The sequence below is a fragment of the Agrobacterium sp. GD03872 genome (genome assembly GCF_029840625.1).
Lineage (GTDB): Bacteria > Pseudomonadota > Alphaproteobacteria > Rhizobiales > Rhizobiaceae > Agrobacterium > Agrobacterium fabrum_A.
On sequence record NZ_JAOCCY010000019.1, the window covers coordinates 1 to 26,905 of the forward strand.

Here is a 26,905-nt window from a genome sequence, read left to right on the forward strand (position 1 = left end):
AACCTGAACTCCACTCCAATCAAATCCATCTCGCCCATATAGTTTCCGTACATAACAATCCTCCAATCAAAACAGCAAATTCAACATAAAATTCATATATTTGCACGTAATCGCTCCACAATCCGCAAATTACAGGCCGTAAAAGTCGATTTTATCAGCGGATTCCTGCCCGCCTTCAGTCACACATATACAATTCATCGCAACATATATTTTATATATTTATGCGCTGGTTATTATATAAATATATGTTTACGGGAGTCGTCCAGATCGAATCTGGCCTGCCCTCTTCATATCCGCCAACGAATTCATATTCCCCTTTTGGTTGTATAAATATTGCTTCTTGAGCTGACGGTTTCGAAGCTTTGCCCTGGCATAAAGAGATCGTGCCAGCCTCCTCCTCATCAGGGCAGTATCTGCACGAGCCGCAAGGACATACATCTTATAGAGACCCATTAAACACACCTTTCCTATCACGCGACGCAGTTGCGACCGTGTTATGAGCTTCATCTCTTTTCCCATCAGCCTTTCAGCTCGATGGGCATTGCAACGGGGCACTGAAAACTGTCGCCTGTGGAAAAATAAAGACACTTATCAGTGCCCCGCATCAGCGGATTATGCCTGTCAGAGTGTATCCTTCAGCAAACGCGTTTCGAAGAAATAGAAAGGCCCACCACAAACCATATTCTATCTCTCTTCCGGTCACAGCCAGAGGACTTTGCCTGTCAGACCCCGAAATATGAGAGTGACGTCTTTCTCTCACAACCGGAGTTGGCTCCGCTTCAAAACTGGAATGTCTCCCGGTTCATCGCGGAACAGGTGCAGTATAGAGCAGGAAAACAGGGTGAGGATGAACGGGGAAACAAAAATCCTTCCTCAAAGCTAAAGAAATTAGGAGGACAGCGTCAATTCGTTGAAAACATACATCCTTTCAAGTCGAAATATACAGGTGGCAACCACGGCAGCCAGTCAAAACAACTTTTCACTTTGGCTTCATCGACAAGCTAGCATGATTATGTCCACTTCTGGCCCAGAGCGGGCATTCCGAGATTGCTCTGGTAACACGGGCTGTTAAGATCAGTGTGGACAAGATTACTGTATGTTTCTATGGCTGATTACCGATTTTTCACGGCAAGCGTGTAGCGGTCGATCAATGAGAATGGGGATATTGTCATGATCGATTACAGCAAACCGCCGAAATTTGAGAAGCGAAACCATCACATCGTGCCATCGGCAGGCGCATAAAAGCGATAGGCTGCCATAACTAGCGACGCTTGTTTCGGCCGATTACACCATCAGCAGAGACGGCTCTAAACTCGCTGTCGTCCGCACGCATTGCGGGAGTCAGTTCCTTTTGCAAGGCATCCCATGCCTCGTCGCGGGTTTGCATGTCACGCCGAATAAGCACTCGAATATATTCGCTCGCATTCTCATAAAGACCGTCATCACCAATCTGCTGCTGGATATGGTCTTGCAGCGCACCGCTGACTTTGACGTGAATGCTTCCTGACGCCATGGCGTTTTCCTTTCGCTCTCCTCAGCCATGAAAAGCGTAGCATATATTGTCAATATTCATCATAGCGTGCCGACAGCGCGTGCCCCTTGGTCGATCGTGAGCGCTACAGGGGTCAAATCGCTATATCGTTTACTTTGCCGAACGGTTGAAATATTTCTAGTCTAACGAGAAAATACAAATGAGGATCAGGAATTGAACGTCATTACAGGAACAGGATTTGCCGCTGCTGCCCTGCTTTTTTCGAGCTCTGCCGCCTTTGCCGCGCCGACATATCTCAGCTGTGAATTCGCAACTTCGAAGGGAACCCCTCAGGTGTTCAATTTCGCCCTCGACGAAGCCACCGGGACATTTGGAGTTTATGTCCCGGCTTCTGGAAGTCAGAGAATGGAGAAAGGCACCTTTGCCGGTGGTAAAGCGAGTCTGAATGAAGGCTCGGTGGCATGGGAGATCGACATCGCCAAGGGTTCAGTCATTCGTGACAAGCGCATGGTTGGCGAAAAGGACAGCGGGACCTGCAAGACGATCTCGCATGCGCAGAGCGGCTTTGAAGAGTAATTGCCGATCTAGGCCCTGGACTCGTTTTGACGGAGTACGATGCGAATGCAGATCGATGAAGCCGAGAAATTGGGTCTTCTCAACGTTGGCGGCAACTGCAATTCCTGACGCCAGAAGGCACCTGCGAAAGTTGGTGGTTTACAGTCATGCTTTCTAGACTCCCTACGAAACCCGCACACGTCAGAAGCGGTGACGCCGCCTGCCCGGCTCTATCAGGACTTCATTTTCAGCAACTCAGGAAAATCATAATAACGCAACCGCTTGTCACGGCAGCGGTAGTCATTCTTTGAGACGTCCACACTCACGTTCTGATATAGGGCTACACCGATATAGGACCAATTCGGGTTGGCACGTTCCGCCGTCCGCGTGCAATAAGCGTACATCTGCCTTTCAGGATCGAGCAGCACTACGCTCGAAATCTCGGCTTTCGTGAAATCTCCGGGTTTGATGGTTCCGCGCAAGGCGTCCACATATTCGCGTTTTATCGATCTGGACGGAGGACGTTGCGAATCCAAAACAGATTGTGGCGCCGGAGTCTGGCAGCCAGTCAGTGTCATTGCGGCTGCACAGAGTAATAGAGTCGTCCTCATTCAATTCATTCCCCAAAAGGCAAGGTACAACACGCACAATATATCCTGCAAATATTGAGATAATATCCTCAACGCACAGGTATCCACAGCCTATAGTATCAAGATCACTCTTCGATAGTCCGGGCAATAACCATGCATCAAGCAGGTTGCGGTCTGCCGGTTCCTGTCGCATATCCAAAATCGGATGCAGCCTCCCAATAGGCCAGGTATTCGCGAAGTGGCACACAACTAAAAATTTGGTAATTTAATCCGCACGCTGCGTTGGACATTTGAGGCGGCGCTACTAAAAGATAAGCAAGGGGATCAGCCATTACCCGTCTCGTGATCGACCATAACGACAATATCAGGTGGATTGTCCTTTCCTTTGGCGGCATGGCCTGGCTGATCAGAACCTGAAACTGAACCCGCCGCACCCGGTTGCCATACCACGCGGCAAGCATTTGGCGCCATCATGCGACTTAGCACCATCACGAACCTCGCTTATGCCGTGACACTGATATTGACGACAGTGTCGGCGACCACATTCATTTTATCGGCCAGGAGCGCTTCTAAAGAGCGTGCAGCAATAGAGACTCACCTTGAACTGAATGATCTCGGCGAGGAGCTGGCAATTGTCGCCAATGAGCGCACAGAAGAGGCGCGCCTCTACATCATGCGGGGCGATGAACAGCATCTGGCAAAGTTCTATGTCGACGAGGACCAGGAAAACCGGCTTGAAACGAATCTGGACAAACTCTCTGAGCACGGTGCTTCGCAGCAGGAGCAGGAATTGTTTCTGGACATACGCGGAAGCGCCGACACGCTGGATAAGATCGAGCGTCAGGCCATCGGATTTTATCGCTCCGGCCGCCAGAGCGATGCGCAACAGCTCCTGTTCGGCAATGAATATTACCAACTGCATGAGGGCTTGCTGAAGAGTGTCTCAACGCTGAGAGAAACCGTTGCGGCTCGCACCCAGGCGATGGTCGATCAGGCAAAGAGCCGAAGCGATTTCTACGGATCGATCGCGAAGGTCATGCTGGCGCTAACGGCGCTGATGTTTTTAGCCGTGCTTTATTTTGTCCTGAGCAGGCGAGTGGCCGCCCCCCTGATCAGGATGAGCAACATTGTCATGCGCCTTGCCAGGCAGGACTACAGTATCGATGTACCCGACGAAGGGCGTCGCGATGAAATTGGAGAGATGAACCAGGCTATAAGGATCTTCCGCAGCAACGGGCTGGAGCGGGAACGGCTTGATGCGGAGCATCGTAAAAATCAGCGCATCAAGGACCTGATCCTGCAGATGATGCATCGGATTCAGGCATGCCAGAATCAGAACGAGCTTTCCGACGTGGTATCGAAGTTCATGCCGCAGATTTTTCCCGCCATCGCAGGACGCCTGCTTGTCTTCAAAGAAAACAGCTCGCTACTTCAATCTGGCGGCAAATGGTCCGACCCGTCGTTTTCCGCGGCAGAGTTTCTAATCGATGATTGTTGGGCACTGCGCCGCGGGCGCCCCCACACCAGCAATCCGGACGGCGACGATGTCGTCTGCCACCATCTACAGGAAAACTCCGGCACCGGCCTCTGTATCCCGCTGACTGCTCTGGGGGAGACCGTTGGCCTGTTGTATCTCGAAATCCTGACAAGAAGCGAAACGCTCGAAACAGAGCGACTTTATCTGGAACTTCTCGCAGAGAATATTGGCCTTGCGGTCGCAAATCTCCAGCTTAGGCAGCGGTTGGTGGGCATGGCCAAACAGGATGCGCTGACAGGTCTTTCAAACCGCCGGTCTCTTGATGAAGCACTGAACAGGCATCTTGAAAAGCCGGATGAGCCGCTCGCCTGCCTGATGCTGGACATCGACTATTTCAAGCGTTTCAACGACCGCTTTGGCCACGATGCCGGTGACGCTGTCATGCAATACGTGGCACAGGTTCTTTCCGAAGCCGTTGGCGATGCGGGTCATCTCTTCCGTTTCGGTGGGGAGGAATTCACCGTGCTGATGCCTGGAGCGGGAATTGAAGCAGGAATGAAGGTTGCGGAAAAACTCCGGCGTGCTGTCGAGCAGGCGCCGGTCAACTACCGCGGTCGTCTTCTCGACCCTATTACCGTCTCTGTCGGTATAGCAACTGCACCCGCCGGCGGGACTGTCAGCAGCGTGCTGGAACGAGCCGATGCAGCACTGTTGAACGCCAAACAGAGCGGTCGCAACAGATGGGTATCGTTCGACACGATCTAGCGAACGGTTTCCCGGCCAATAGCAGCACAGGACGTGAACACCAAAAAATTGAAGACAGTGCGGCCTCAAGCACGCGTGACTTAACCGATAGAGCTGGCTCCACGAACTCAAAGATCTCGCGATTGACGCCAGATGCCATGAAGCGCGATCCACTTGCGGGTCGAACACCGCCATGACGTGACCGAAGCGATCGCGCAGCGACGTGCCCAACGTTGTGCGGCGCACAAAATTCGGAGGAATAGGCATGAAATTTGGATTTTTAGATACATATCATCCGAAAAAATTCGTCTAAAACTCTCCCAACTCAAGGAGAGAAACCATGACGGACACGACATCAGAATTTGATGGGTCAACAATTGCCCTGGAGGCCGCCGAGCAACCCGCATGGACCGCTGCGACCTGGTTCGCGGTTCTTTCGATGGCGGCCACCAGCTTTGCGCTGGTATCGGCCGAGTTCCTGCCCGCGGGATTGTTGACGCCCATGGCGCGCGATCTCGGCATTACCGAGGGTACGGCCGGGCAGGTTGTTACGGCGACAGCTTCCGTGGGCGCCGTGACGGCTTTGCTGAGCAATGTCCTCATCGGCAAACTGAACCGCAAGACCGTGCTTGTCGGTCTTAGCGCACTGGCGATCGGCTCCAACATTCTCGCATCAGTTGCTGCCGATTTCTGGCTGTTGTTGGTGGGCCGGGCCGGACTGGGTATTGCGCTCAGCGGTTTCTGGGCACTTTCGGTTGCCGTTGTGGCGCGGCTCGTCGGTGCGAATTCGACCGGGCGCGGCATGGCTATCGTCACCCTCGGCGTTTCGCTCGCCACCATTGCGGCTCCTTCGATGGGCGCCTTGATCAGCGACTGGCTGGGATGGCGCATCGCCATGTCGATGACGGCGGGACTTGCCATAATTGCCATGCTGCTGCAGATACTCAGCCTGCCGTCGCTGCCGGCAAGTACGAGCAACAGTCTTTCCGATGTTTTCCGGCTGACGCGGCGGCGCAGCGTTCAACTGGGCATGCTGGCAATCCTGTTGCTGATGACGGGGCATTTTGCCGGTTCGGTCTATGTGCGTCCCTTCCTCGAACAGGTGACGCTGCTTGAGACCACGCCGATCGCTCTCGCCCTGCTCGGCTTTGGCGTGGCTTCCGTGATCGGCAATGTACTGGGGGGCCGGATGGCTGACACCAGTATCCGCCTCGCACTCATCGTTACCGCCGCCCTGATGGCATTTGCGACGATCGCCCTCGTTGTCTGGGGTGTTCATACCGGCGCCGCATTTGCTCTCGTCGCTCTTTGGGGGCTTGCCTTCGGCATGGCGCCTGTGGTGCTGCCCACCAACCTTTCCCGCGGCGCACCCGACGCGCTGGAAGCGGCAGGCAGTCTGATGGTTGTTTCTTTTCAGGTGGCCATCAGTATCGGGGCGGTTTTGGGCGGCTACATCGTTGACTCCTATGGTGCTATTGCTCCGCTGGCTCTGACCGCGATCCTTGCCGCATCCACGGTCGCTCTCGCCCTGCTGCAGCGCCCCGAGTGATCGTTGCTTTTCCTCCTCACACTGTCTGGAGGGAAGACGTCTGATCAAGCACCATCGCGCCGGCGTCGCACGAAAAAGCACGCCGGCGGACATATCGGCGATCTGCGGCCGCATTTAGCGGTGTAAAAACCGGGCGACGGATGACCGCCGCCCGGTCGACGCGTCGATAGGGCATCAGCCGCCGAGGACGAAACGGGAGAATGCCAGGGCATTGCGGGCATCCTCATCCATTTTCGCGAGGTCGGCGCCGTCGCTGAGGTCACGCCATACCTTGATGTCGGAGCCGATCGTCCCGCCGGTCTTGACGAAGGGTTCCATGACGACCGCGCCGGTGTAATCTATATCGCGAAGCGCGAGGCCGATTTCGTGCCAGGGCATCCTGCCCTTGCCCGGCACGCGGCGATTGCTCTCGCCGGTGTGGAAATGCCCGAGCAACGGGCCGGCCGTGCGGATGGCTTCACCAAAACTGTCTTCCTCGATATTCATGTGGAAGGTATCCAGCATGACCTTCACATTGTTCTTGCCGACATCGCTGACGAAGGCAACGCCTTCGGCCGCGGTATTGAGCACGTGGTTTTCAAAGCGGTTGAGGACTTCGATGCACAGGTTGATGCCGAGATCATTGGCGAAATCCGCAATGCCGTTGATACCCTCGACGCCGCGGGCGTAATCGCCCGCCTTGTCGACGGGTTGGGAATAGTCGATCGGCCAGTAGGAATGCAGTGCGCCGCCGATGGTGCGGATGTCGAGCTTGGCGACATTGGCAAGGGTGCGTTCAAAAAACGCCTTGCCCGCCGCGCGCACCGAAGCATCCTCCGAGGACAGGTTCTTCGTTTTCGACGGGCCGATGCCGGCGGTGAGGATGATGCCGTTGTCCCTAGCGCTCCGCTTGATGTCGGCAAGTTCGGCGTCGCTATAGTCGTTGATGTGGTGTGCGGCGACCTCGATGACGTCGAAACCGAGCTTCGCGACCTTCTCGACATAGGGACCGAACTTGGCGCTCCACTCATGTTCCCAGTAAGAATAATAGATGCCGTGTTTCATGGGGGTCTCTTTCACTTTTCTGTTTCGCTGGTTCTTGATTGGAGGCGCGCGTTCAGCCGATGTCAGGAGCAGGATTTTTTTCCCGGATTTCCGATGCGAAGGTCCGGTTGCGTGCTCGTGGAAATGATGAACCGGCCGTTCGGAAGGTCGTTCTCCTCAACCTTGCGGTTGATCTCGTCTTCGGCGAGGCCAAAGCTGCGCCAGCGCTCCCTGAGGCGGTTGCGCAGGTCGTCCTCGCCGACATCGACGAAGACGGTCAGGTCGAATATCGGTTTGAGGCGATCCCAGGGCGACTGGCCGGCAAGCAGATAGTTGCCCTCACAGACAATGATATCGACGGATTGCGGGATAAGGCGGCCGCCGGCGCGGGCGATCTCGATCGCGCGGTCAAAGACGGGGACGGCGACGATATCATCCTCATTGGCCTTCAGACGCCCAAGCATGTGCCGCAATCCGTGGGCGTCAAAGGTATCGATGGCGCCCTTGAACGGACGGCGCTTCATCTCCTCAAGCACGGCATCGTCATAATGAAAGCCGTCCATCGGAAAAAGCGCGGCGGATACGCCTTCACCAGCGTTCAGAACATCCACCACACGTTCGGCGATGGCGGATTTTCCCGATCCCGGCGCGCCGGCAATGGCGATCATCACGCGCCGGCCATTCGCGCCGGCGGAACGTTTGAGGGCGAGGGCCGCAATTTCACGGGCATTGTCGTCAATTTTACTCAAGGTACTCTTCGCCTCGATGAATGATGGGGCAACCGGCCTTGATCGGGCCGGCGATCAGAAAATCCGGTACTGGTTTGCCTTGTCGCGCAGGAAGGCCAGTCCCTTGTCCAGCACCTCCTCGGCGCTGGCGGCGACGGGCCGCCAGGTCGAAATCGCTCCCGCCATGTCCGCGGGCATGGCCGCAAAACTCTCGAGCGTCAGCACGCCCTTGAAATCGATGGCGGCGAGTGCGGAAAACACTTCGTCCCATGCGACATTGCCGAATCCCGGCGTGCCGCGGTCACTCTCCGACATATGCATGTATTTCAGGTGATCGCGGGCGGCGACGATGCCGTTTGCGATGCCCTTTTCCTCCATGTTCATGTGGAAGGTATCGAGATGGACAAAGACATTGTCCGCGCCGATGCGTTCGACCAGCGCCACCGCCTGTTCAGCGGAATTGAGCAGATGGTTTTCATAGCGGTTGACGGTCTCGATGCCGAATTGCAGGCCGCGTGTTTTGGCGTGGCGGGCGGCGCTGGAGAGCGCCCTCGTCAGATTGTCATATTCACCCGGCGTCGGCGGAAATCCGGTTCGCTCATGGGTGCCGCCATAGGTGACCCCGGTCAGCGCTTCCGCCCCCATATCCGCAGCCTTGTCGAGCGCGGCCCCGAGATGTTCCACGGCGGCTTCCGGACGAACCGATGCCCAGGCCGGTTCCGGCAGCACCAGCGAGCAGACGGCGCGCAAGCCGTATTTTTCGAGCAGGGCGCGCGTATGCGCCGCATCGACGGAGGGGATATCGATAAGCGGGATCTCGATGAAATCCTGGCCGTAATCCGCGGCAGCGGCGATGGACCGCCCGGCGTTTTCGTGGTCCCATTTCAGAGACCACATCATTGCGTGAACACCGAAGCCTTTCACGTCATACCTTCTTTCTCAGAGATGCGAAGTAGCTTGAAAACAGGCCGCGCGCCGCCATGACGACAATCATCAGCACGCCCCAGAGCGCCGTTGCCAGATGCTGGTTGGCGCCGAGGAGATTGAGGCCTGATGACAGCAGCTGCAGGACGATGAGCGCGACGAAGACGGGCAGGACGCGGCCGAAACCGCCGAAGGGATTGATGCCGCCGAGGAAAGCCGCCAGCACTGTTATCAGCAGATAGGATTCCCCGTGACCGACACGGACGGAATTGAAACGGGCAAGCATGATGATGCCGGCGACAGCGCACATCAGGCCAGAAAGCGTATAAACGAGCACGAGGATCTTGCGCGTATTGAGGCCGGAATAACGTGCGGCCTCGATGTTCGAGCCGATCATCAACAGCCCGAAGCCGAGCCTCGTGCGCGTCAACAGCACATGCCAGAGGCCGACGCAGACGATGAAGATCAGAAGCGGGATCGGCAGGCCGAGAAGCGTGCCATGGCCGAGCGGCGCCATATAGGCCGGAAAACCGGAAACATCGCCGCCCCGCGTCAAAAACTCGCCAAGGCCCCGCAGGAAGATCATCATCGACAGCGTCACCAGAATGGGGTGTGCGCGGGTGTAGGCAATCGCCGCTCCGGTCATTGCGCCGGCCGCGCCGCCGGTGGCGAGCGCCGCAAGGCAGGCCAACAGGAAGGCGCTCGGCGGCGCATCCACGCCGCCATGGGCCTGCAGCACCCAGGCTGCGGCAAGCCCCGACAGGTTGGCGGCGAAGGTGACGGACAGATTGATGCCGCCCGTCAGCAGAGGCAGCAGCATCGCCAGCGTCAGCAGGCCAAGCTCCGGCAGCTGGAAGGCGACCGAACCGAATGTGGCGAGCGAGAGAAAATTATCGGCAAAGGTCCCGAAGATGAGCATGACGGCGATGAAGGCAATCACCGGCCCGGCCATATCCGCACCGAAAATCGCATTGAATTTCCTGATGAGACTGCTCATCGCTGCGCGCTCCCCTTCTTTGCGGATATACGTAGAGCGCCCGGCAGAAGCCTGTCGAAGCGGGTGGAAGAGAGCGTGATGGCGATGAGGATGATGGCCCCGACGATCATCTTGAAGGCAAAGGGAGAAACGCCCATCAGGTTGAGGCCGTTCTGGGTGATCGACACCATCAGCACCCCGAGCACGCAGCCGATGACGGAGCCCTTGCCGCCGCCAAGCCGCGCGCCGCCGAGGACGGTTGCGGCAAGCACATCCAGCTCGCGGCCATAAAGCGCGTTGGGCACCACCTCCTGCGCATAATGCGCCTGCATGAGCCCTGCAATGCCCGCCATCAGGCCGAGCCAGCCGAAGGAAATGTAGTGCATGGCGCCGATATTGATGCCGAAGCGGCGCGCGCCCTCCGGATTGTCGCCGAAGGCATAAAGCTTGCGCCCGACAGTGGTGCGCGAAATCATGAACCAGGTGGCGAAGCAGCAGAGGATCATGACCACGACGGGCAGCGTCAGCTCCACCCACGAACCGTCAGCCATCTCGCGCTCGTAAAACACCACGCGCGTCGACAGCCACTCGGGCAGGTCGTAGATCGACACGCCCTTGGTGAAGAACATCAACAACCCGAAGAAGATGTTGAATGTGGAAATGGTCGCGACGATGGAAATGATGTTGAGCCGCCAGACGAGGAAGGCGTTGACGAAACCGAGACTAAGGCCAACCGCGCCGGCAATGATGAAACCTTCCGCCCAGTTGCCGCCGCCGAGCGCATTGAGCGCCAGCACCGTCACATATTGAACGACGGAGGCGGCGACCGCGAAGGAAATGTCGATGCCGCCGGAAATCAGCACCACGAGCAGGCCGACCGCGAAGATGATATTGACCGCCGAAACATTCAGCACGTCAAAGGCGTTGGAGATGGTGAGGAACCGGTCGGTGGCAAAAGACAGCCCCGTGCAGAGCAGCACCATGACCACAAGCAGCGTGAATTCGGTGGTATGTCCGAGGATGAGCCTACGCATAGATGGCGGATTCCAGTTCGGTGAGCGACAGGTGTCGCGGATCATGGGTGGCGTGAAACCGGCCTTCGACCATGTGGATGATCCTGTCGGTGTTGAAATAGACTTCCGGCGGCTCGTCGGAGATCACGATGATCGACAGCCCTTCTGACGCCAGCTTGCGGACGATTTCGAAGATGCCGGCGCGCGCACCGACATCGACACCAACCGTCGGCGCATCGAGGATGAGGATTTTCGGCCCGATGGCCAGCCACTTGGCAATCGCCACACGCTGCTGGTTGCCGCCCGAAAGCGTGCGGATCGGATCTTCCGGCAGGCCGATCTTCACCCCGAGCGCAGAAATCCAGCGGGAAACGACATCCGCCTTTTTTGACGGCGAGATCAGGCCGCCGCTCAGCAGCCGGTCGAGCGAGGCCATGACGAGATTGTCGGCAATGGATTGCGGCTGGTTCAGGCCAAGCGAAAGCCGGTCTTCGGAAAGATAGGCGACGCCCGCCCGGATCGCATCGCGGTTGGAATGAAAATCCACCTTCTTTCCATCAATGAGGATTTCACCCGATTGCGGCCGATGCATGCCGAACAGCGTCAAGGCCAGTTCGGTGCGGCCGGCTCCCAAGAGGCCGGTAATGCCGAGCGTTTCGCCCCGGCGCAGATCGAACGAAACATCCTCGAACTCGCCGGCGCGGCCGAGCCCGCGCACCGAGAGAACGACGGGCTTGTCATCGTGATCGGCGGCGATGACGGCGCTGTCGAAATTGCGGCCGGTCATCAATTCGGTTACCCGCGACTGGGTCATGCCTTCGACCGGGAAGACGCCGACGAGCGATCCATCCCGCAAAACGGTGATGCGGTCCGAAATCTCCAGCACTTCCGCAAGCCGATGCGAAACGAACACAACCGCGACACCCGAGGCCGACAGGTTGCGGACGATGTCGATCAGGTAATCGGTTTCAGACTGCGTGAGCGAGGCGGTCGGCTCATCCATGAAAACGAGCCGTGCTTCCCCGACCAGCGCGCGGGCAATCGCCACGATCTGACGCTGGGCGATGGGCAATTCCTTGAGCGGCTTGTCGAGGTCGATCTCGACACCGAGCCGCGCCAGCGCCTTTTCGGCTGCCTGTTCGATGGCGCGCTTGTCGACCAACCCGTATTTTCCATTCACCGCATACTGAAAACCGATATTTTCAGCCACCGTCATTTCATCGAACAGCGCCAGATCCTGCCAGATCACCTGAATGCCAAGCGATTGCGCAAGCGTCGGGTTCATCGCGGTGATCTGCTTGCCGTCGAAATAGAGTTCGGCATCGCTTTCGGGCGTATAGACGCCTGTGATGACCTTGATCAGCGTGCTTTTACCGCAGCCGTTTTCACCGGCAAGGCAATGCACTTCACCCGGATTGACCTCGAAAGAAACACCTTTCAGGGCGCGGACGCCGCCGAAAGTGACCTTGATATTTTTGAGGGACAGGAGCGGTTCTGCGCTCATGATAGCGTCAATCTCCTTCCGCCGCGAAAGCATTGCAGACGTGGCGCTCGGCATGTTTTTCCAGATGGGACGCCGCGCGAGTATTACACCTCGCGCGGCGTCCCTGGCCTTGGGGAGGATCAGAGGCCCATGGAAACGAGCTTGTCGATGCTTTCCTTGTCGATCTTCAGAAGTTGGTCGACAACGATGGTGTTACCTTCTGGATTGATGGTGCCGAGACCTTCGATATTATCGCCGGCCTTGGGTGTCTCGCCCTTGGCGATACGGTCGGCGAGCGTGATGAAGACCTCACCGGCCTGCTTCGGATTCCACATGAACCCGCCCGTCAGCGCACCTGACTTGATGAGCTTGGCGCCCTGCCCCGGCGAGAACGGGCCGATGACGAAGACCTTGCCATCCTTACGCCGCTCTTCGACGGCGCGCCCGGCGCCGATCGGTCCCTGCGAACCAAAGGCGAGGAAACCGCTCAGGTCTGCATTGGCGGACATCAGGTCAAGCGCCGTCGAACGGCTCTTGTCGAGATCTTCGGCGACACCGTAGCGGTCGCCGACCAGCTTCATGTCGGGATAATTGGCTTTGATATAAGCGATAGCGGCATCGGCCCAGGCGTTATGGAGCGGGACGGTGAGAGAGCCGACGAACACGGCATAGGAGCCCTTGCCGCCCATCTTTTCCGCCAGCAGCTTGCCATGTGCTTCACCGAAGCCCTTGGCGGAAGCCAGTTCGAAATCCCAGTCTGCGCCGAGCTGCTTGGGCGATTCATGGGTGATGACCTTGATGCCGGCGGCCTGGGCTTTTTTCAGCACCGGCTCCAGCACCTTTGCATCATTGGGCACGACGCCGATGAAATCGACCTTCTGAGCGATAAGGTCCTCGATGGCGCGGACCTGCAGGGCGGGATCGGCGCTGGTCGGGCCGACCATGAAACCGTCGACGCCGAGCTTCTTGCTCTGCTCCTTGATACCCGCCTCCATGGCGTTGAACCACGGAATGCCGCCGATCTTGACGACGACGCCCACCTTCGGGCCTTCGGCGAAGGCGGCGGACGAGAGCAGCGCGAGCGACAGGCCGACCGCTGCAGCAATAATTTTCTTCATGATGTTCCTCCTCAAAAAACCAGGCAAACGAAACCCGCCGCAGCCATTTTTCATCTGGCGCGTTCAAAATTTCTCATCTCGCTTATTCGAGACTCTCCCTTGCCACTCCCACAGCAACCATCTTGCACAATCGATATTGCCAAGCTGCACAATCGATGGTGCAATAACCATATCATGAAGCGCCCTTCCGTCAAGGGGACGCGTGCTCTAATAATTGGAATCAGTTGGGGAGATCACTGTGACGGGCATAAGTTCCAAGAAAGCCACCATTTATGACTTGTCGATATTATCGGGTGCATCGGCCTCGACGGTGAGCGCCGTGTTGAACGGATCGTGGCGCAAGCGACGGATTTCGGAGGAGACTGCCGATAGGATTCTCTCGCTCGCCAAGGCGCATCGCTACACCGCCAACCTGCAGGCCCGCGGCCTGAGGAGTTCGAAATCCGGTCTCGTCGGGCTTCTGGTGCCCATTTATGACAACCGGTTCTTTTCATCGATGGCGCAGACATTCGAAGGGCAGGCCCGCAAACGCGGCCTGTCGCCCATGGTCGTTTCCGGGCGGCGCGATCCCGAGGAGGAACGCCGCACCGTGGAGACCCTGATCGCCTATTCGATCGATGCCCTGTTCATTGCCGGCGCGACCGATCCCGACGGCGTGCACCAGGTCTGCGCCCGCGCCGCACTGCCGCATGTCAATATCGACCTTCCCGGCAAATTTGTGCCCTCGGTTATTTCCGACAACAGGCAGGGCGCGGAAATACTGACGTCCGCCATCCTTGCCCATGCGGTAAAAGGCGGGCCTCTCGGTCCTGACGACGTCGTCCTGTTCGGGGGGCATGACGACCACGCCAGCCGCGCACGTATCGACGGCTTCCACGCCGCCAAGGCTTCCTATTTCGGGGTTGAAAGCGCAGACGATATCGAGATCACCGGTTATTCACCGCGCATGACGGAACTGGCTTTCGAACGTTTCTTTGAGCGCAAGGGCCGCCTGCCCCGCTGTTTCTTCGTCAATTCGTCGATCAATTTCGAAGGGCTGCTTCGTTTCATGGGGCGTCATGACGGCGAGGCGTTTGGCGACATCGTTGTCGGCTGTTTTGACTACGACCCGTTCGCCTCGTTCCTTCCTTTCCCGGTCTACATGATCAAGCCCGATATAGCGCAGATGCTCAACAAGGGTTTCGAACTCCTGGAAGAGAACCGGACCGAGCCTGAAGTCACCATTATCGAACCAAAGCTCATTCCGCCGCGAACCGCGCTGGAAGGCCCGCTCGACGACATATGGGATCCCCTTGCATTGCGCCGGCTGGCGCGATGAACATGCAAAACGCCGCTTGACCTCAACTAGGCTTGAGGTCGTACCGATGCATGGTGCTTCACCATTGCAACGGGATAGTGATGATTCAACAACTCATGAAGATGCTGGAAGACGGACGGGACAGTCCGCTCCTGCGCTTTTCAATCGCAAAGACCCTGGCCGCCACAGGGCAGTTCGAAGATGCCGCGCATCATCTCCACGAGGCCATCCGGCAGGATCCCGACTATTCGGCGGTCTGGGCCGAACTCGGCGAATGTCGCGCAAAGCTGGGAGATGACAACGGCGCCATTGCGGCGTGGGTGGAAGGTATCTCGGCGGCCGTCAGGCGGGGCGACATTCAGGCAAAGAGGCAGATGGAAGTCCGGCTGCGGCGTTTGCGGTCACGCGGCCTGAAGGGCAGCGGATGAGACAGGCAGCCGGTGTCGCAATATCTGTCGCTGCTGCCCAAGGCGAGACAGGTGGGGCCGAAGACACCCGTCCAGGGGCTGCAAAACCGCACCATCTGCCCTGATCGGGCCTCAAGCACCGGCCCGCCTCGCCGAGACGGGCCGGCCATCTGACCGCTAGGATTTGTCGGATCGCCAGAACCGATAAAGCTCCGCGATGTTGCCGCTGGTCATGAGCGGCATTGCCGCCTTCAGCCGTTCCGCCGGCCAATCCCACCATTTCATCTCAAGCAGCAGGGCGATGCTGCCGTCATCGAACCGCTTGCGGATCGTTTTCGCGGGATTGCCGCCGACGATGGCATAGGGTTCGACATTCTTCGTCACCAGCGCCCGCGTTCCGATCACCGCCCCATCGCCGACCGTGATGCCCGGCATGATGATGGCCTCCGAGCCGATCCAGACATCGTTGCCGATGACGGTATCGCCCGCCGGCAGATAACCATTCGCGGCATTCTCGAATTCCGGCACCTCCGGCATGAAGAAGAACGGAAACGTGCTGATCCACTCGTTGCGATGGCCCTGATTGCCCGCCATGATGAAGGCGGCGCCCGAACCGATCGAGCAGAAGCTTCCGATCACCAGCCTGTCCGCGCCTTCATCCGGCAACAGATAGCGGGCGCAATCCTCAAAGCTGTGGCCATGATAATAGCCGGAATAATAGCTGTATTTGCCGACCACAAGGTTGGGGTTCCTGACCTGCCTGTCGAGCGTAATGCCCCTGAAAGGGCTTTCGAAATAGTTTTCCATTGGAGTTGTCTCACTGCATCTGTTCGCATTCGCCTGCCTTCAGGCAAGCATAAGCAAGGCGCCAAACCGACCGGTTTTGCGCCCAATGCTCCTCGCGCTGCGGCGGGAGCTAGATGCAGGTGATACTCGAAGCTTTGATCATGGATTCTGGTTAGCGCAAAACGCGCCTGCCGCCAAGCCCGCCCATGCCGTCATGTTTGCGCCTTACGACGCCATGGCGAGGATGGCGGCAATTGCGACCAGCATCGGCCCCATCCACCTGAAGTGACGGACCACCCGCGGCTGGTAGGCGGGATTTTTGGACAGGGCCAGATATCCGAACCCCACCAGCGTCATCCAGAGCCCGGCGCAGAAAAAGATGAATTCATCGATATAGGCCGCGATCATGGTTCTCCGCCTCCAAACAATCCCGCAAATGGCGACGAGGCTAGTCGGCTTGATGAGCGATGGCAATGCGGAGCCAATGTCGTTGCCGCAATCGCATGGCCCAAAAACATGACACCGAAAAGCAGAGCAGCCTCCGCTTTCCGGCGCCAAATGTTCAATCCGACCTCCCGTATGCCTCAGGCTCGGTCGGCGCAGATAAACGGAGTGTCAGAACTCCTCCCAATTGTCGGCGGAGGTGTTCAGCGCGGCATTACCGGAAAACGCAGCCCTTATCCTGCCGCCAAGCGCACGGGCGGGAGACGCCGCCGGCCTGTCGGCAACCGACGCCGTGCGCACGGGCGCAGACGCCTCGGCATGGCTGCCTTCGGACAGTTTGAACTGGGCGATCAGCCGGTTCAGCGAAGACGCCTCGTTTGCAAGGCCGTGGCTTGCCGCCGTGCTTTCTTCCACCATGGCGGCGTTTTTCTGGGTGTCCTGATCCATCTGGTTTACGGCCGTATTGATCTGCTGCAGGCCGGAGGATTGCTCCTGCGCCGATTCGGCGATCGCAGCGACGTGCCGGTTGATCTCCTGCACTTCCGTGACGATCAGTTCCAGCGCCCGGCCGGTTTCGCCAACCAGCTGCACGCCCTGCTGGACCTGCCCGTTCGATGTCGTGATCAGGTTCTTGATCTCCTTGGCGGCATTGGCCGAACGCTGTGCCAGCTCGCGCACTTCCTGCGCCACCACGGCAAAGCCCTTGCCGGCCTCTCCCGCACGGGCGGCTTCCACGCCGGCATTCAGCGCCAGCAGGTTCGTCTGGAAAGCGATCTCGTCGATGACACCGATAATGTTGGAAATCTCATTGGCGGAGCTGGCAATCTGCTCCATCGCGGAGACGGCTTTCTGAACCACTTCCCCCGACTTTTCCGCGCCGATTTTCGCGCGGCTGACGAGATTACCCGCCTCCTGCGCCCGCCTCGTCGAATCCTTCACCGTGGTGGTGATCTCTTCCAGAGCCGCCGCCGTTTCTTCAACCGCCGCCGCCTGCTGCTCCGTGCGCTTGGCCAGATCGTCTGCGGCAGACCTGATCTCGTTGGCGCCGGAATCGATGCCGCGTGCATTCTGCGCCACCTGGGTCAGCGTCGATTGCAGCTGCTGGGCCGCCCTGTTGAAATCGCCGCGAATACCATCGAGGCTCGGGACAAAAGGCTGGGCAATACGGTGGGTCACATCCCCTTCGGCGATCCTGGAAAGCGCCGTGGCGAGATTGTTGACCGCGAACTGCACGTCGGCGGCCTCCTGCGCCTTCTGTCTTTCGCGCTCGATCCGGTCCTTCTCGGACATCGAACGACTGGCTTCCGTTTCATTCTCGAGCCGCACGCGTGCGATTGCATTTTCACGGAACGCCTGAACGGTTGCGGCCATCTGGCCTACCTCGTCCTTGCGGTTCATTCCGTCGATCTCGCTTGCCGTATCGCCGGCGGCAAGCGATTCCATGCGGGCGCGAAGCCTTGCGATGGGGGTGGTGATGCCGCGCGACGAGATGAGCAGGCCAAGCGCGATCACGGCGAGAGACACCAGCGCGAGGGTGACGAGACCCGTCCAGATCGTCGTATCGGTGCTGGCCGTCAGGCGTTCCCTGCCGTCATTCATCACCTGGATGAGCTGCTCGTTGCCCGCGCTGATCTTTGGGGAAACCTCGGTGATCTTCCGCAGCACGTTGAGCGCCATCTGCTGGGCTTCGGCACGCTGCCCCGCCTGCATGAGGGCGATGACCTGATTGCCGATCTCCTCGACCTCGACAACACCCTTGAGAATGTCACGGGCGGCTTCCGTGCGCGCCGGCACCAGCTCCACGATCTTGTTCTGCCGCTCTTCGAGCTGCTTGCGGTCGGCCCTGAAGGTTGTAACGGCGGCTTCGAAATCGCTGCTTTCCGGATCATTGAGGCTGGCGCGCAGCATCTGCATGCCGAGCGCATTGAGATTGCCGCTGGTCCTGGCATTCAGCACCGCAGCAAGCGCCTCATGGCCGATGAAATGGCTATAGACGGTGTCGGTGCTTTTATATTGCAGGCTGACATAGCTTATTCCGGAAAGCGACATCAGGCTCATCAACGAGATGACAAAAACGACCTTCGTTTTTATCTTGGTATTCTTCAGGAAAGACATGAATGGCCTCAAGGCAAGCGCTCTCCAGCCGCCCGCACGGGAGGTCGGAGAACCATATGATGAAACATTGCGGGTAGCTGTTGCCCCTCCTCATGGGGCGACAAGCGGGTGCCGTCTTCGAGCCGCCGCCGGGCAGGTCGTCACGGGTCCGCTTGTTCTACCGGCTCCGCCGATGAAACCTTGGAACCTGCGTATTTTAGATTTCACAAAACCACTAAATGAAGTGTTACCCGGACCATGCAAGGGCTGACAATTTGCCCCCCTCAAGCCCGTTTTCCTGTTAAATCGAATTATAAGAGATCATCGCCATACAAATGAAAACGCAGCGGAAATCAATTCCGCTGCGTTTGTTGATCCGATGCCGCTACGCGCGGCCCATGCCTGCGGGCATTCGCAGGCCGGAGCCTGCGAAGTTCGATGCTCAATAGTGAACCGACTGGGAATCGATCGGCGTTACCTTCGGCGGGGCGAACTTCGTCAGATCGATTCCTTCGACGGCGGAGCGATACTCCTCGATGCTCGGCGTGCGGCCGAGGATGGCCGAGAGCACCACGACCGGCGTGGAGGCCAGAAGCGATTCGCCCTTCTTTTCAGCCGTGTCTTCCACCACGCGGCCCTGGAACAGACGGGTGGAGGTCGCCAGAACGGTGTCGCCCTTTTCGGCCTTTTCCTGGTTGCCCATGCACAGGTTGCAGCCCGGGCGTTCGAGATAGAGAATATTCTCGTATTCCGTCCGGTTGGTGGTTTTCGGCTTCAGATCGTCGAACTCGAAGCCGGAATATTTCTGCAGGATTTCCCAGTCGCCTTCCGCCTTCAGTTCATCGATGATGTTGTAGGTCGGCGCGGCGACGACGAGCGGCGCCTTGAACTCGACCTTGCCTTCGGCCTTCTCGATGTTCTTCAGCATCTGGGCGACGATCTTCATATCGCCCTTGTGCACCATGCACGAACCGACGAAACCGAGATCGACCTTCTTGGTGCCGCCGTAATAGGAGACCGGGCGGATCGTATCGTGGGTGTAGCGTCGGGACACGTCGTTGTTGTTGACGTCAGGGTCGGCGATCATCGGCTCGTCGATCACGTCGAGATCCACGACGACTTCGGCGAAATATTTCGCATTGTCATCGGGCTTCAGCGCCGGCTTTTCGCCGGAGCGGATTTCGGCGATGCGCTGATCCGCCTTGGCAATCAGGCCCTTGAGCGTCTGGGCGGGGTTATCCATGCCCTTGTCGATCATGATCTGGATGCGCGACTTGGCGATTTCCAGCGACTCGATCAGCGTTTCGTCCTGCGAGATGCAGATCGACGCCTTGGCCTTCATTTCGGCCGTCCAGTCGGTGAAGGTGAAGGCCTGATCGGCAAGCAGCGTGCCGATATGCACTTCGATGATGCGGCCCTGGAAGACGTTGTCGCCGTGCTGCTTCAGCATCTGCGCCTGCGTGGCGTGCACCACGTCGCGGAAGTCCATATAGGGCTGCATCGTGCCCTTGAAGGTGACCTTGACCGATTGCGGGATCGGCATGGTCGCCTCGCCCGTTGCCAGCGCCAGTGCGACGGTGCCGGAGTCAGCGCCGAAGGCGACGCCCTTGGACATGCGGGTGTGGCTGTCGCCGCCGATGATGATCGCCCAGTCATCCACGGTGATGTCGTTCAGCACCTTGTGGATCACGTCCGTCATGGAGTGATAGGCGCCCTTCGGATCGCGCGCGGTGATGACGCCGAAATTGTTCATGAAGGACATGAGCTTCGGAATATTCGCCTGCGCCTTCTTGTCCCAGACGGAGGCCGTGTGGCAGCCCGACTGGTAGGCGCCATCCACCAGCGGCGAAATGACGGTTGCCGCCATCGCTTCCAGTTCCTGCGCGGTCATCAGGCCGGTCGTATCCTGCGAGCCGACGATGTTGACCTTGACGCGAACGTCCGAGCCGGCATGCAGCACCTTGCCGGGGGTGACGCCGACGGCGTTGCGGTTGAAAATCTTCTCGACGGCGGTGAGGCCCTGGCCTTCGATCGCGATTTCCTTGTTGGGTGCGAAGACCGGAGTGGTCTCGACACCGAGCGTTTCAGCCGCAAATGTCTGGAGCTTCTTGCCGAAGACGATAGCGTAAGAGCTGCCGGCCTTCATGAACTCCATTTTCTGGGGCGTAAAGGAAGAGGCGATATCCACCAGTTCCGTGCCGGCCTCGTCGCGGAGCTTGCGGTTCCTGGCGTCGATCTTGAGGACGGTGCCTGTTTCAACTGAATATTTCTGCTCGAGGATCGGGTTGCCGTCATTGTTGAGGATCGGCTTGCCGTCTTCGCCGAGCTTCTTCACCCAGTTCTTCAGGTTGATGCCGATGCCGCCCGTCACATCGACGGTGGTGGCGAAAATCGGCGAGATGCCGTTGGTGCCGGCGACGATGGGTGCGTAATTGACGAAGGGCACATAGGGGCTTGCCTGCTTGCCGGTCCACAGCGCCACGTTGTTGACGCCCGACATGCGCGACGAGCCGACGCCCATCGTGCCCTTTTCGGCGATCATCATCACCCGCTTGTCCGGATGCTGCTTCTGCAGCGCGACGATTTCCGCCTGCGCTTCCGGCGAGATCATACACTGGCCGTGCAGCTGGCGGTCCGAACGCGAATGCGCCTGGTTGCCGGGAGACAGGAGGTCGGTGGAAATATCGCCTTCGGCGGCGATGAAGGTGACGATCTTGATCTCGTCTTCGACGTCGGGAAGCTTGGTGAAGAATTCAGCCTTGGCGTAGCTTTCCAGCACGTCCCTGGCGATGGCGTTGCCGGCCTTGTAGGCGTCGCGCAGGCGGAACATGTCGGCGTCATAAAGGAAGACCTGGGTCTTCAACACTTCGCCGGCCTCGGCTGCAATCGCGGCATCGTTACCGAGCGCAACATCGAGCAGCACCTTGATCGACGGGCCGCCCTTCATGTGCGACAGCAGTTCCAGCGCGAAGGAAGGGGTGATCTCCGGCACGACGACTTCGCCGAGGATGATCTGCTTCAGGAAGGCCGCCTTGACGCCGGCCGCGCTGGTGGTGCCCGGCAGGGTGTTGTAGATGAAGAATTTCAGGGCGTCAGTGCGGTGTTCGCTGCCGGCGTCCTTGATGAGTTCGATGATTTCGGCCGTCAGCGCGCCGTCGTCGATCGGTTTGGGAGCAAGCCCCTGTTGTTCTCTGCTTTTGATTTCAGCCAGGTAATCCAGGTAAAGGTTCATCGCAATCCCAACGTCGTGATGTCTATGGAGCCGGTGCAGAGCGCCACCGAACGGTACTGTTAATCGGCCCGTGGTTTCTATCGATTTCGACTACGCCAACCGGGGCCGGCTGACAAGATGTCGCCTTTCAGTAAAAAACTCGTAGACGGGATTTAACCCCGATCGGGTGCCACAAAATCCGCCGCGGACCATACACTTTTGATTGTGGCAACCGCTGCATTTCAGCCAGTGGTTTTTCAGGGATCGCCATTAAGGATTCGTTAACCAAATCAGCGCGAATATTAGGTCATTCTAATTACCCGTTATTGGCGTAATTCCATGTTGCGCATCGGAAAGTCAGCAGCGCAACAGCTTGGGGAGGCAGCATGAAGTTTGCAGCATCAGGCTATCTATTATCGTTTGCGGCACTGGTTCTCACACCGGCATCGGGGATCGCGCAGGTCGCCACGACGAATTTCAACGTCCAGATCACCATTCAGGCGGCGTGCCAGATCAACTCCGCCGGTAATCTCAATTTCGGCACCAATGGCGTCATCGGCGGCAATATCGACGCGACCAGCGACATTGTCGTGCAATGCACGACAAGCACGCCCTTCAGCCTCGGCCTCAGCGCCGGCGCCGGCTCGGGGGCGACGGTCGCCAACCGTCTGATGACATCGCCGGCGGGCGCGACCATTTCCTATTCACTTTATACGACTGCGGCGCACAGCACGGTGTGGGGCAACACCGTGGGAACGGACCGGCAAACGGGCACGGGCACCGGCGCACCGCAGACCTTCACTGTCTATGGGCGCGTACCCGCCCAGACGACACCCGCGGTCGGCGTCTATACCGATACGGTGACGGCCACGCTCAACTACTGATCGCCACAGGGAGGATCGCGCATGCGTGTTTTTACCTTAGCGGCTGCGTTTTTTGCCGGTTTGAGTGTTTCACCTTCACAGGCTGCATCATTGCGGGTAGCACCCGTGCTTCTGGATATTAAAGCGCCCACGGCGGCCTCCAGCCTGCGCATCTGGAACGATGCGAAAACCCCGATCAATGTTCAGGTCCGGATTTTCCGCTGGACCCAGCAGAACGGGCAGGATGTCTATACGGCGGCGCAGGACGTCGTCGCCAGCCCGCCGATGACGCAGCTCAAGGGTGGCGCGGAAAATCTTATCCGCATCGTCCGGCTGTCCAAGGCGCCGCTCAGGGCTGAGGAGAGCTACCGCGTCATCGTCGACGAATTGCCGCCGGCGGGAAAACCGCAATCCGGCACCGTCAATCTGGTGGTGCGCCACTCCATACCGGTTTTCTTCTCGCCCGCCTCCACGGGCGATGCGCAGCCGGTCTGGAAGGTTACGCCGCAGGGCAAAGGGTACAGGGTCTCGGTATCCAATGCGGGCGACAGGCGGATAAGGATCGCCAACCTGATGCTTTCCGGCGGCGGCCAGCCGATTGCCCGGCAGCAGGGGCTGGTGGGCTATGTGCTCGGCAAATCCGCCGCAAGCTTCCTTGTTCCGGCAACCGGCGGCAGGGCCGGCGGCACGCTGAAGATTTCGGCAGACAGCGAAGGCGGCCCCGTCAATGCGACGGCGCGCGTCTCGGGCGGCTGACCTTGCCGTTTTGACGATTGCCGCTCTGACGGTCATTTCATCGGGCAGTATTTCCGTGGCGCAGGATATCCCCCCTGCGGCGCAACCGACTTCCATTGTCCCGGGAGAGGCCGGGCCATTGCAGCTCGAAGTCTACATCAACGATGCTCCGACGGACCTGATCGCCACTTTTCGTCAAAACGACGCCGGATCGCTTCTCATCGAGCCGGAGCAGCTGAAGAATATCGGGATATCCCCGGTTGAAAGCGCCGTCGGCGCAGATGGCTGGATCGATGTGTCCCGACTGCCTGACGTGGTGGCGCGTTACGATGAAGGCACCCAGTCCGTGCATTTCACCCTGCCGATGGCGGCGCGGGCGAGCAAGGTGATCGACGCCTCCGGCAGGCCGCCGCAGGAAGAGGACGAAGCGACAGGGGAAAAGGCCACGAGCGATTTTGGAGGTCTGGTGAATTACACGGTCTATGGCTCCTCCGGCGGCAATAATTGGTCGGATATCGCCGATTTCAACGGCGTCTCCGCCCTCCTCGAAAGCCGCGCCTTCGGTCCGCTCGGCGTGCTTTCCTCATCGCAGGTTCTCAGCACGTCGCGCCTGTCGGAATTCGATACACAGCGTCTCGATACCACCTGGAGCTATTCGAATGAGGAAACGCTGACGACCTACCGCGCCGGCGACCTGATCACCGGCGGGCTGAGCTGGACGCGCCCGACCCGGCTCGGCGGCCTGCAGATCCGCCGCAACTTCGATCTGCGCCCGGATATCGTCACCATGCCGATGCCGGAATTCGCCGGCTCGGCGGCCGTGCCCTCCACGGTCGACGTCTATGTCAACAATATCCGCCGCCTGTCGCAGGATGTTCCGGAAGGACCGTTCTCGATTACCAATCTCCCCGTCATCAGCGGCGCCGGCAATGCGAGACTGGTGGTGCGGGATGCGCTGGGCCGCGAAACCGTATCCGAAACGCCGTTTTATACCTCCCCGGACCTGCTGGCGCAGGGTCTCCTCGATTTTTCCGCAGAGCTTGGCTTCGCGCGGCGCAACTACGGAACCTCGTCCTTCGATTATGATGACAGACCGCTGGGCTCGGCAACGTTGCGTTACGGATTTTCGGACGGGCTGACGCTGGAAGGCCATGCGGAAGGCGGCGAGGAATTCTACAATGTCGGCTTCGGCGGCGTCTTCACCCTCGGAGCCCATGGATTGGCGGCGGTTTCAGGCGCAACGAGCCGTTTTGGCGGGGAAAGCGGTTATCAGCTTTCGGCCAGTGTCGAGGCCGAATTGCTCGGCGTAAAATTTCACGCGCGGTCGCAGCGGACATTCGGCGACTATCACGACATGGCGTCCGTTTCCGCCGATACGTCGGAGATAAGGACGATATCCGGCCTGCTCAGCGCGCGGCCGCCGCGCGCCCTGGACCAGATTTCCGTTTCCACCCAACTCGGCTTTGATCAGACCAGCCTCAATTTTTCCTACACCGAGCTCGAAACCTTCGATGAGCGGCGGTCCCGGCTGCTCGGTCTTTCCGCCACGCGGCCTTTCGGAGAAAACGGCAATATCTTCGTCACCGCCTACAAGGACCTTGAGGACAGCGATTCCTACGGCATCTTTGCCGGCCTCTCCTGGTCGTTCGGCGGCGGCGTCTCCGGTTCGGCCGGCATGTCGTCGGATGCCGATGGATATTCGCTGACGGCCGAGGTCGGAAAATCCGAAGAACAGGCCGAGGGAAGTTACGGCTGGCGTCTGCGCGGCGCGGTCGGCGGCAACGATATCGCCTCCGTTTCCGGCAGTTATCGCGGCAGCGCCGCCCGCGTTTCGGCCGGCGTCGATCAATTCAACCGCACGACGCAGGCCTATGCCCAGATCGAAGGATCGATAGCGCTCGCCGGCGGCGATGTCTTTGTCGGCAACCGGATCGACGACGCTTTCGCGGTGGTGGATGCGGGCGCGCCGGGCGTCGATATCCTGCTGGAAAACCGCCCCATCGGCCAGACCAACCGCCGCGGCAAGATATTGCTTCCGAACCTGCGCTCCTACGACGTCAACAACATCAGCCTCGATCCGGGCAATCTGCCCGTCGACGCCCGCATCGACCGCACGAAACAGACTGTTACGCCGACGGAACGCGCGGGAGCCGTCGTCAATTTCAAGGTGGAGACCGAGGGACAGGTGGCGCTGGTAACGCTGAAGAACGAGGCCGGCGAATTCATCGAAACCGGATCGACAGGCACAATCGACGGCAAGCGCGATTTCATCGTCGGTTATGACGGGCAGGCCTATCTCGACAATATCGGCAAAACGCACCGGCTCCACGTCACGCAACCGACGAAAGGCGCGTGCGAGGCCGAGATCACCGTGCCTTCCGCCGGCAATACACGACGCGCAACTCTCGAAACCATATGCAGGAGCGTTCAATGAAGGTCCGGACCCGCGCCGCCCTCGCCATCGCCGCCTTTCTCTGCGCCTCTCCGGCGCTGGCGCAAAGCTGCACCTTCAACATGTCGGACATGAATTTCGGCTTCGTCAATCTCGCGGGCGGCAGCGCCGTGGATACCACGGCAACCCTGTCCGTCACCTGTTCCAACCCCCTGTCGCTGGCGCTTTCCATCCGCATCTGCCCCAATATCAATGCCGGAAGCGGCGGACAGTCGGGCGGCATCCGCCGCATGCTTCAGGGCAGCAACATTCTCAACTACCAGCTCTATCAAAATCCCGCGCGGACCACCTCCTGGGGATCGGTCACCCAGCCCGCGCTCGGATCGCCTCCGCCGATCGACATGGCGCTGCCGCTTTTGATAAACACCACCAGCCGCACCGTCTATGGCCGCATCAACGCCGGCCAGGCCTCGGCGGCGCGCGGCCTTTATCTCTCCAGCTTTGCCGGCGCGGAGACCAACTTCACCTATACGAGCTATACGTTGCTCGCACCGAGCTGCTCTTCGGTGACCCAGAACCCCACCCAGGTCCCGTTCAACGTGACGGCCGCGGTGGCGCCGACCTGTATCGTCTCCGCCCAGAACATCGATTTCGGCAGCCACGGCGTGCTCAACACGGCGGTCGATGCGACAGGCGCGATCAACCTCACCTGCACCACCAGCCTGAACTACAGCGTTGCGCTGAATGGCGGGCTGAGCAACAGCCCGCCCGCCGCGCGCCAGATGGTGCAGGGCGGCGCATCGATAGTCTACGGCCTCTATCGCGACGTGAACCGCACCAATGTTTGGGGAAGCGCCGCCGGCCAGATTGCCACCGGCACCGGAACGGGCAGCCTGCAGACACTGACCGTTTATGGACGCGTACCGGCGCAGAATACGCCGGCGCCGGGAAATTACTCCGACACCGTGGTCGTGACCGTGAACTACTGAAGCGTCACAGCATCG

The 26,905-nt window shown here is 59.1% G+C and carries 22 protein-coding genes; 9 read left to right on the plus strand and 13 right to left on the minus strand.

Annotated features, from left to right (window positions below; genetic code table 11):
* Positions 1–1,261: 1,261 nt before the first annotated feature.
* The gene (locus N5D22_RS23800) at positions 1,262–1,513 is read right to left on the minus strand and encodes a transcriptional regulator (RefSeq protein ID WP_279658372.1); all 252 of its coding nucleotides are present in this window, start codon (positions 1,511–1,513) and stop codon (positions 1,262–1,264) included.
* 192 nt (positions 1,514–1,705) lie between these two features.
* Between N5D22_RS23800 and N5D22_RS23805 the strand changes: the two genes are divergently transcribed.
* Positions 1,706–2,068 (plus strand): hypothetical protein, encoded by a 363-nt coding sequence (locus N5D22_RS23805; protein WP_279658373.1) that lies wholly within the window; start codon positions 1,706–1,708, stop codon positions 2,066–2,068.
* Positions 2,069–2,280: 212 nt separating this feature from the next.
* Here the strand turns inward: N5D22_RS23805 and N5D22_RS23810 are convergent, their stop codons facing one another.
* On the minus strand, positions 2,281–2,658 hold the full coding sequence (locus tag N5D22_RS23810) for a hypothetical protein (RefSeq protein ID WP_279658374.1): 378 nt from the start codon (positions 2,656–2,658) through the stop codon (positions 2,281–2,283).
* Positions 2,659–3,109: 451 nt separating this feature from the next.
* On the opposite strand from N5D22_RS23810, the gene N5D22_RS23815 reads away from it, so the two are divergent.
* Together N5D22_RS23815 and N5D22_RS23820 are read left to right on the plus strand one after the other, a co-directional pair.
* On the plus strand, positions 3,110–4,879 hold the full coding sequence (locus tag N5D22_RS23815; protein ID WP_279658375.1) for a diguanylate cyclase: 1,770 nt from the start codon (positions 3,110–3,112) through the stop codon (positions 4,877–4,879).
* Between the two features lie 319 nt (positions 4,880–5,198).
* The gene (locus N5D22_RS23820) at positions 5,199–6,407 is read left to right on the plus strand and encodes an MFS transporter (protein ID WP_279658376.1); all 1,209 of its coding nucleotides are present in this window, start codon (positions 5,199–5,201) and stop codon (positions 6,405–6,407) included.
* Between the two features lie 174 nt (positions 6,408–6,581).
* Here N5D22_RS23820 and N5D22_RS23825 read toward each other — a convergent pair whose 3' ends face one another.
* From N5D22_RS23825 to N5D22_RS23855, 7 genes are all read right to left on the minus strand, one after another.
* Positions 6,582–7,451 carry a sugar phosphate isomerase/epimerase gene (locus N5D22_RS23825; RefSeq protein ID WP_279658377.1) on the minus strand — a complete coding sequence of 290 codons (870 nt, stop codon included), beginning with the start codon at positions 7,449–7,451 and terminating at the stop codon, positions 6,582–6,584.
* Positions 7,452–7,513: 62 nt separating this feature from the next.
* A complete protein-coding gene (locus N5D22_RS23830) occupies positions 7,514–8,179 on the minus strand; it encodes a nucleoside triphosphate hydrolase (RefSeq protein WP_279658378.1) in 666 nt (221 codons plus the stop codon).
* 54 nt (positions 8,180–8,233) lie between these two features.
* Positions 8,234–9,082, minus strand: coding sequence for a sugar phosphate isomerase/epimerase (locus tag N5D22_RS23835; RefSeq protein WP_279658379.1), 849 nt, complete (start codon positions 9,080–9,082; stop codon positions 8,234–8,236).
* A 1-nt stretch (position 9,083) separates the two neighbouring features.
* Positions 9,084–10,079: an ABC transporter permease gene (locus N5D22_RS23840; RefSeq protein WP_279658380.1), complete on the minus strand. Its 996-nt coding sequence runs from the start codon at positions 10,077–10,079 to the stop codon at positions 9,084–9,086.
* Positions 10,076–11,092, minus strand: a complete 1,017-nt coding sequence (locus tag N5D22_RS23845) for an ABC transporter permease (protein ID WP_279658381.1) — start codon at positions 11,090–11,092, stop codon at positions 10,076–10,078. Before N5D22_RS23845 ends, N5D22_RS23840 begins: the two co-directional genes overlap by 4 nt.
* Positions 11,085–12,575 carry a sugar ABC transporter ATP-binding protein gene (locus tag N5D22_RS23850; RefSeq protein ID WP_279658382.1) on the minus strand — a complete coding sequence of 497 codons (1,491 nt, stop codon included), beginning with the start codon at positions 12,573–12,575 and terminating at the stop codon, positions 11,085–11,087. Before N5D22_RS23850 ends, N5D22_RS23845 begins: the two co-directional genes overlap by 8 nt.
* A gap of 119 nt (positions 12,576–12,694) precedes the next feature.
* Positions 12,695–13,672 (minus strand): substrate-binding domain-containing protein, encoded by a 978-nt coding sequence (locus N5D22_RS23855; protein ID WP_003521644.1) that lies wholly within the window; start codon positions 13,670–13,672, stop codon positions 12,695–12,697.
* A gap of 238 nt (positions 13,673–13,910) precedes the next feature.
* Here N5D22_RS23855 and N5D22_RS23860 point away from each other — a divergent pair, with 238 nt between their 5' ends.
* Together N5D22_RS23860 and N5D22_RS23865 are read left to right on the plus strand one after the other, a co-directional pair.
* A complete protein-coding gene (locus N5D22_RS23860; protein WP_279658383.1) occupies positions 13,911–14,990 on the plus strand; it encodes a LacI family DNA-binding transcriptional regulator in 1,080 nt (359 codons plus the stop codon).
* Between the two features lie 80 nt (positions 14,991–15,070).
* Positions 15,071–15,397, plus strand: a complete 327-nt coding sequence (locus tag N5D22_RS23865; protein WP_279658384.1) for a tetratricopeptide repeat protein — start codon at positions 15,071–15,073, stop codon at positions 15,395–15,397.
* A gap of 156 nt (positions 15,398–15,553) precedes the next feature.
* Here N5D22_RS23865 and catB read toward each other — a convergent pair whose 3' ends face one another.
* The 4 genes from catB to N5D22_RS23885 form a co-directional block, all read right to left on the minus strand.
* Positions 15,554–16,183 carry a type B chloramphenicol O-acetyltransferase gene (gene catB / locus N5D22_RS23870; RefSeq protein WP_279658385.1) on the minus strand — a complete coding sequence of 210 codons (630 nt, stop codon included), beginning with the start codon at positions 16,181–16,183 and terminating at the stop codon, positions 15,554–15,556.
* A 204-nt stretch (positions 16,184–16,387) separates the two neighbouring features.
* The gene (locus tag N5D22_RS23875; protein WP_279658386.1) at positions 16,388–16,570 is read right to left on the minus strand and encodes a hypothetical protein; all 183 of its coding nucleotides are present in this window, start codon (positions 16,568–16,570) and stop codon (positions 16,388–16,390) included.
* 207 nt (positions 16,571–16,777) lie between these two features.
* The gene (locus tag N5D22_RS23880; protein ID WP_279658387.1) at positions 16,778–18,721 is read right to left on the minus strand and encodes a methyl-accepting chemotaxis protein; all 1,944 of its coding nucleotides are present in this window, start codon (positions 18,719–18,721) and stop codon (positions 16,778–16,780) included.
* A 421-nt stretch (positions 18,722–19,142) separates the two neighbouring features.
* Positions 19,143–21,932, minus strand: coding sequence for a bifunctional aconitate hydratase 2/2-methylisocitrate dehydratase (locus tag N5D22_RS23885; RefSeq protein WP_279658388.1), 2,790 nt, complete (start codon positions 21,930–21,932; stop codon positions 19,143–19,145).
* A 365-nt stretch (positions 21,933–22,297) separates the two neighbouring features.
* Between N5D22_RS23885 and N5D22_RS23890 the strand changes: the two genes are divergently transcribed.
* From N5D22_RS23890 to N5D22_RS23905, 4 genes are read left to right on the plus strand one after another with little or no spacing between them, the layout of a single operon-like run.
* Positions 22,298–22,795, plus strand: coding sequence for a spore coat U domain-containing protein (locus N5D22_RS23890; RefSeq protein ID WP_279658389.1), 498 nt, complete (start codon positions 22,298–22,300; stop codon positions 22,793–22,795).
* A gap of 21 nt (positions 22,796–22,816) precedes the next feature.
* Positions 22,817–23,530 carry a molecular chaperone gene (locus N5D22_RS23895; RefSeq protein ID WP_279658390.1) on the plus strand — a complete coding sequence of 238 codons (714 nt, stop codon included), beginning with the start codon at positions 22,817–22,819 and terminating at the stop codon, positions 23,528–23,530.
* Positions 23,502–25,943, plus strand: coding sequence for a fimbria/pilus outer membrane usher protein (locus N5D22_RS23900; RefSeq protein WP_279659179.1), 2,442 nt, complete (start codon positions 23,502–23,504; stop codon positions 25,941–25,943). The genes N5D22_RS23895 and N5D22_RS23900 overlap by 29 nt, the downstream gene beginning before the upstream one ends.
* Positions 25,940–26,890, plus strand: coding sequence for a spore coat U domain-containing protein (locus N5D22_RS23905; protein ID WP_279658392.1), 951 nt, complete (start codon positions 25,940–25,942; stop codon positions 26,888–26,890). Before N5D22_RS23900 ends, N5D22_RS23905 begins: the two co-directional genes overlap by 4 nt.
* Positions 26,891–26,905 lie beyond the last annotated feature (15 nt).